Source organism: Gammaproteobacteria bacterium, assembly GCA_011375345.1.
GTDB lineage: Bacteria > Pseudomonadota > Gammaproteobacteria > DRLM01 > DRLM01 > DRLM01.
Genome location: DRLM01000147.1, coordinates 1 through 6,716, shown reverse-complemented (window position 1 = coordinate 6,716; position 6,716 = coordinate 1). Strand labels below are relative to the sequence as shown.

Here is a 6,716-nt window from a genome sequence, read left to right as displayed (position 1 = left end):
GAACCCCGTCCGGTGACCGTGGGCGTGAGTGCGGAGGGCTACACCGAAATCCTCGCCGGCCTGGACCCCGGCGAGCGGGTGGTGACCTCGGCCCAGTTCCTGATCGACTCCGAATCCAAGCTGCGGGAAGCCACCGCCAAGATGAGGGAGGCCATGGGCGCTGCGCCGGATGCTGGCCCGGACATGAAGGACATGTCCATGGACGACATGGCGATGGGTGAGATGAGTATGGACAATCTGGACATGTCGGACATGACTATGGAAGGGGGGCAGCAGCCATGACACTGCCCTTGCGCGTTGAACTTCGGCCGGCGTTTCGGTTCCACCCTGCCTGGTGGCATACCTCCCTTCTCCCTCAGGGAGAAGGACAGGATAGGGGGGGCACATTCATCAACTCACCCCGCCCTGGTCCTCCCCCTGGGAGAGAGGGGACACGCGCGGGGCGGCGGGATGCCGGACCAAACACCGGAATCTTCCTGCTCCCCCCTTTGCAAAAGAGGGGTGGGGGAGGATTTTTTCATCACCCCTCCCTCTGCAAAGGGAGAGCCAAGAGGCGTGGTGCCCAGGCCAGGCTGCCCTTTGGGCGGAGGGCCGCGCCATGATTCAGCGCATTATCGAGGCCTCCTTAAAAGACAAATTCCAGGTGCTCATCGCCACCGTGTTGCTGGTGGCGGCCGGGGTGTGGGCCGTCAAGAACACCCCGCTGGACGCCATCCCCGATCTGTCCGATGTGCAGGTGATCGTGTTCAGCGAATACCCCGGCCAGGCGCCCCAAGTGGTGGAAGACCAGGTCACCTATCCTCTCACCACCGCCATGCTGGCGGTGCCGGGGGCCAAGGTGGTGCGGGGCTATTCCTTCTTCGGCTTTTCCTTCGTCTACATCATTTTCGAAGACGGCACCGATCTGTACTGGGCGCGCTCGCGGGTGCTGGAGGCGCTGAATTTCGTCAGCGGCCGCCTGCCCCGCGGGGTGAACCCCACCCTGGGCCCTGACGCCACCGGCGTGGGCTGGGTGTACGAATACGCCCTGGTGGACCGCACGGGCCGCCATGACCTGGCCCAACTGCGTTCCATCCAGGACTGGTATCTGCGCTATCCCCTGCAGACCGTGGCAGGGGTGGCGGAAGTGGCCTCCGTGGGCGGGTACGTCAAACAATACCAGGTGGAGGTGGACCCCAACGCCCTGGCAGCCTACCGTATTCCCCTGGCCAAAGTGCGCCAGGCCATCCAGCGTTCCAACAATGACGTGGGCGGGCGCTTGATCGAAATGGCCGAGACCGAGTACATGGTGCGCGGTTTGGGCTATATCCAAAGCCTCGATGACTTGCGCACCATCCCCGTGGGGGTGGACGAGCACGGCACGCCCATCCGTCTGGCGGACGTGGCCCAGGTGCATCTGGGGCCGGAGCTGCGCCGCGGCGTGGCGGAGCTGGGCGGTGCGGGGGAAGTGGCCGGCGGCGTGATCGTGATGCGCTACGGCGAAAACGCCCTGGCCACCATCAAGCGGGTGCGCGCCAAGCTGGACGAACTCAAGCAGGGCCTGCCCGCAGGGGTGGAGATTGTCACCGTCTACGACCGCGGCGGCCTCATCGAGCGGGCAGTGAGCAATCTCAAGGAAAAGCTCATCGAAGAGTCCATCGTGGTGAGCCTGGTGTGCCTGCTGTTTTTGTTGCACGCCCGCTCGGCCCTGGTGGCCGTCATCAGCCTGCCCATCGGCATCCTTATGGCCTTTTTGGTGATGAAGTGGCAGGGCATCAACGCCAACATCATGTCCTTAGGGGGCATCGCCATCGCCATCGGCGCCATGGTGGACGGCGCCATCGTGATGATCGAAAACGCCCACAAGCACCTGGAGCAGGCCGCCCGCGCCAAAGGCGCCCCCCTCAACACCACGGAACGCTGGTGCGCCGTGGGCGACGCCGCCAAGGAAGTGGGACCGGCGCTGTTTTTCTCCCTGCTCATCATCACCGTGTCCTTTCTGCCGGTGTTCACCCTGCAGGCGCAGGAAGGGCGCTTGTTCTCGCCCCTGGCCTTCACCAAAACCTACGCCATGGCGGCGGCGGCCATCCTGGCAGTGACCCTGGTGCCGGTGCTCATGGGCTATTTCATCCGCGGCAAAATACTGCCGGAGGCGAAAAACCCGGTGAACCGCCTGCTCCACGCCCTGCACCGGCCGCTGCTGAGTCTGTGCATGCGCTGGAAAATGGTCACATTGAGCGCGGCGGTATTGGTGCTGGCAGCCAGCGCCTGGCCGGTCTTGAAGCTGGGCTCGGAATTCATGCCACCCTTGGATGAGGGCGACATTTTGTACATGCCCACCACTTATCCCGGCATCTCCATCACCAAGGCCCGGGAACTGCTGCAACAGACAGACAAGATTCTGGCCGGCTTTCCGGAAGTGGAGCAGGTGTTCGGCAAAGTCGGCCGGGCCGACAGCGCCACCGATCCCGCACCCCTGGCCATGCTGGAGACCACGGTCAAGCTCAAGCCCAAGTCTGAGTGGCCTGACCCGGCCAAGACCACCCAGGCATTGATGCAGGAGATGGACGCGGCCATCCAGTTCCCGGGGGTGGCCGATGCCTGGACCTATCCCATCAAAACCCGCATTGACATGTTGTCCACCGGCATCAAAACGCCCATCGGCATCAAAGTCAGCGGGCCGGATCTGGCGGTGCTGGAGCAGGTGGCGGGCGACATCGAGCGGGCCTTGAAAACCCTGCCGGACACCCTCTCCGCCTTCGGCGACAAGGCGGCGGGCGGCTATTACCTGGACTTTGACATCAACCGCGAGCAGGCCGCCCGCTACGGCCTCACCGTGGGTGCTGTGCAGGACGTGATCCAAAGCGCCATCGGCGGCATGAACGTCACCTGGACAGTGGAAGGCCTGGAACGCTACCCCGTCAACCTGCGCTATCCGCGCGAACTGCGCGACAACCTGGAAGCGCTCAAGCGGGTGCTTATTCCCACCCCCGTGGGGGCGCAGATTCCCTTGTCCCTGGTGGCGGAGCTGAAGCTGAGCCGCGGCCCGCCCTCCATCAAAAGCGAAAACGCCCGCCCCAATGCCTGGGTGTACGTGGACATCAGCGGCTCCGACATCGGCGGCTACGTGGCCCGGGCCAAGCAGGTACTCCGCCAGCAGGTGACCATCCCCCCCGGCTACACGTTAAGCTGGTCGGGCCAGTTTGAATACATGGAGCGGGCGGCGGCGCGTTTGCGCATCGTAGTACCGGCCACCTTGCTGATCATCTTTGTGCTCTTGTACTGGAACTTCCGCAATCTCACCGCTCCGCTGGTGGTAATGCTGTCCGTGCCGTTCGCCCTGGTGGGCGGCATCTGGCTGGTATACGGGCTGGGTTACAACCTGTCCGTGGCCGTGGTGGTGGGCTTCATCGCCCTGGCCGGAGTGGCGGCGGAGATCGGTGTGCTGGTGCTCACCTTCATCGACCACGAAGTGGCCCGGCGCCGCCACGAAAAGGGCCAGGGGGAGACCGCCGCCGGGCCACCCCCTCATCACGCCCTGCCCTTGCACGCCCGGCTGGACCAGGCCGACATCATGGCCGCGGCCCTGGCCGGCACGGCCGAGCGGGTGCGCCCCATTGCCATGACCGCCACCGCCATCATTGCCGGCCTGTTGCCCATCATGTGGAGCCATGGCACCGGCTCGGAAGTGATGCAGCGCATCGCCGCCCCCATGGTGGGGGGCATGGTGAGCGTGACAGTATTGAGTCTGCTGGTGTTGCCCGTCATCTATGGCCTGGTGTTGCAGGTAAAAGAGGGCGCCTTGAAAAGCGCGCGGGAGTAAACTGGTGACCAGGGACAGCTTGCGTGCAGACAGGACAAGGAGACCGCAATGACTGAAGCCGTGGCAAAGGCGCCCGGCACCGTCCGGCTGACCATCAGGGGCATGAGTTGCGCCGGCTGCGTCAGCGCTGTGGAAAACGCCATCAAGGGGGCGCCCGGGGTGCTGGACGCCGCGGTGAATTTCAGCACGGAAACCGCCGAATTACGCCTCGACCCCCACAAAGGCAGCCTGGGGGCTGTGCAACGGGCAGTGGCGGAAGCCGGTTATGAGGCCGTGGTTCCTGCCACGGCACCGGCGGCGGCCGCAGAGCAGCGCGAGCAGGAACGCCAGCAAGACTACCGCGAGCTGATGCGCAAATTCTGGTTCGCCGCCGCGATATCGGTGCCGGTGATGGTGTTCAGCTATCCGGAGCATTTCGGCTTTGCTGAGCTGCTGCCCCCCGGCAGCGAGGCCCGCCGTCTGGTATGGGGCGTGCTGGGGCTGGCGGCCCTGCCGGTGCTGCTGTGGTCCGGTTCCCGTTTTTACGCCGGCATGTGGGCGGCCCTGAAACACCGCAGCGCCAACATGCACACCCTGGTTGCCACCGGCGTGAGCGCCGCGTACCTGTACTCCCTGGCGGCGGTGCTGGTGCCCAGCCTGTTTCCCGATCCCGCCCTGGCGGAAGTGTTCTGGGAAGTGGCCACGGTGGTGATCGCGTTCATGCTGCTGGGCTCGGCCCTGGAACTCAAAGCCAAGGGCCGTACCTCCGAGGCCATCAAAAAACTTATCGGCCTGCAGGCCCGGACCGCCCGGGTGGTCCGGGGTGGCAAAGAGCTGGACATCCCGGTGGAAGAGGTGCTGGTGGGTGATACCGTGGTGGTGCGGCCGGGGGAGAAAATCCCCGTGGACGGGATGGTGCTGGAGGGCAGCTCCAGCGTGGACGAAGCCATGATCACCGGCGAGTCCCTGCCGGTGGAAAAAAAACCCGGTGACAACGTCATCGGCGCCACCTTGAACAAAACCGGCAGCTTTCGCTTGCGCGCCACCAAAGTGGGGGCCGACACGGCCCTGGCCCACATCATCCGCATGGTACAACAGGCGCAGGGTTCCAAGGCGCCCATCCAACGGGTGGTGGACGTGGTGTCCGCCTGCTTCGCGCCCGCGGTGCTGCTGTTGGCGGTGGCGGCCTTCGTTCTGTGGTACGACTTTGGCCCCGAGCCCCGGCTGGCCTATGCCACCATCGTCGCGGTCACCACCCTCATCATCGCCTGCCCCTGCGCCCTGGGGCTGGCCACGCCCACCTCGCTGACCGTAGGCCTGGGCAAGGCCGCCGAGCATGGCGTATTGATCCGCTCCGGCGATGCCCTGCAAAGCGCCAAGCGCCTGAACACCCTGGTGCTGGACAAAACCGGCACCATCACCCGCGGCCAGCCGGCCCTCACCGACGTGGTGGCCGGGAACGGCTTTGTCACAGAGGACGTGCTCAGCCTGGCCGCCAGCCTGGAACAGGGCTCAGAGCATCCCCTGGGCGAGGCCATCGTCAAGGGCGCGCGAGCCAGGCAACTGGCGCTGGATGCCGCCACGGATTTCGCCGCCGTGCCCGGCAACGGTGTCAGCGGCCGGGTGGGCGGACGCGAGGTGCTGCTGGGCAACGCCAGACTGATGCGTGAGCGCGGCATCGACAGCACTCCCTTGCAAGAGCAGTGGAACCGCCTGGCGGGGGAAGGCAAAACCCCCATGTTCGTCGCCATCGCCGGCCGTGCCGCCGGCCTGGTGGCTGTGGCGGACACGGTCAAGCCCGATTCCCGGCAGGCCATTGCCCGCCTGCGCGAACTGGGCCTGGAGGTAATCATGCTCACCGGCGACAACCGCCGCACCGCCGCGGCCATTGCCCGGCAGGTAGGTGTGGAGCGGGTGCTGGCAGAAGTCCGGCCCCAGGACAAGGCCCGCGCAGTGCAACAACTGCAAGAGGAAGGCAAGGTGGTGGGCATGGTGGGCGACGGCATCAACGATGCCCCCGCCCTGGCCCAGGCTGATGTGGGCTTTGCCATCGGCACCGGCACCGACGTGGCCATTGAAGCCTCGGACATCACCCTCATCCACGGCAGTCTCACGGGCGTGGTCACCGCCATGGAAGTGAGTGGCGCGACGCTGCGCAACGTCTACCAAAACCTGTTTGGCGCCTTCGTCTACAATGCTGCCGGCATCCCCGTGGCCATGGGCGTGCTCTATCCCTTCTTCGGCGTGTTGCTCTCCCCCCTCATCGCCGCCGCCGCCATGGCCTTCAGCTCCGTCACCGTCGTCACCAACGCCAACCGCCTGCGCCACTTTCAACCCCGGGGGGCCCGGCCATGACCGCCGACCGCCTCATCGTCACCCTGCTGGGCCTGGGCCTGATGGTATTTATTGTCTGGTATTTCTGGCTGAAGAAGAACTGATGCGGCCATGGGCCACAAAGAAAAATCAGCGGCGGGCAAGCGCGTTAAGGGATCTGACTCCTTATTTACCGACCCCTTTTACCTTTGTGATTGAATTTTAATTTGCGAATACGCCGGATTGAGCGGCCGTACGGCCGGTTGTCCCCTCTCCCAGGACCGGGAGAGGCCAAAGGTGAGGGTTCAAGTTTCAACCCCGGCATGTGTCCACCCCTCTCCCCTCAAGGGGAGAGGGGGTAATAGCTACGATGCCGCCCCAAAGGCGGGGGAGTTACTGACCCCCTACCCAAAGACATTAAAATACAACTGCCGGAAAACTTGACAGTTGGTCCGGCTGGTCTGAATGTAAGAAATAAAAATGATTAATATTCAATAAACTATGAATTGGCACGTGGTTTGCCTTCTGGTTGAGAATACGTGCTGACACCCAAAGCGAGCAATCAAGGACAACAATAAGGAGCATAAAGGAGCATACAATGCGCAAGTTTTGCAGGGCGATT

General features: G+C 64.3%; 2 protein-coding genes and 1 pseudogene. All 3 read left to right on the top strand.

Annotation, left to right across the window (positions count from 1 at the left end):
* The 3 genes and pseudogenes from ENJ19_11295 to ENJ19_11285 all read left to right on the top strand — a co-directional run bounded on the left by ENJ19_11295 (position 1) and on the right by ENJ19_11285 (position 6,136).
* Positions 1-150, top strand: a pseudogene (locus ENJ19_11295) (efflux transporter periplasmic adaptor subunit).
* Between the two features lie 448 nt (positions 151-598).
* The gene (locus ENJ19_11290) at positions 599-3,802 is read left to right on the top strand and encodes an efflux RND transporter permease subunit (protein HHM06305.1); all 3,204 of its coding nucleotides are present in this window, start codon (positions 599-601) and stop codon (positions 3,800-3,802) included.
* 48 nt (positions 3,803-3,850) lie between these two features.
* Entirely contained in the window at positions 3,851-6,136 is a 2,286-nt protein-coding gene (locus ENJ19_11285) for a copper-translocating P-type ATPase (protein HHM06304.1), read from the top strand.
* Positions 6,137-6,716: the final 580 nt, after the last annotated feature.

Bases quoted from the DNA above. Each gene is read 5' to 3' on its own strand.
- ENJ19_11285 (HHM06304.1), top strand. From the start codon at position 3,851: ATGACTGAAGCCGTGGCAAAGGCGCCCGGCACCGTCCGGCTGACCATC.
- ENJ19_11290 (HHM06305.1), top strand. From the start codon at position 599: ATGATTCAGCGCATTATCGAGGCCTCCTTAAAAGACAAATTCCAGGTG.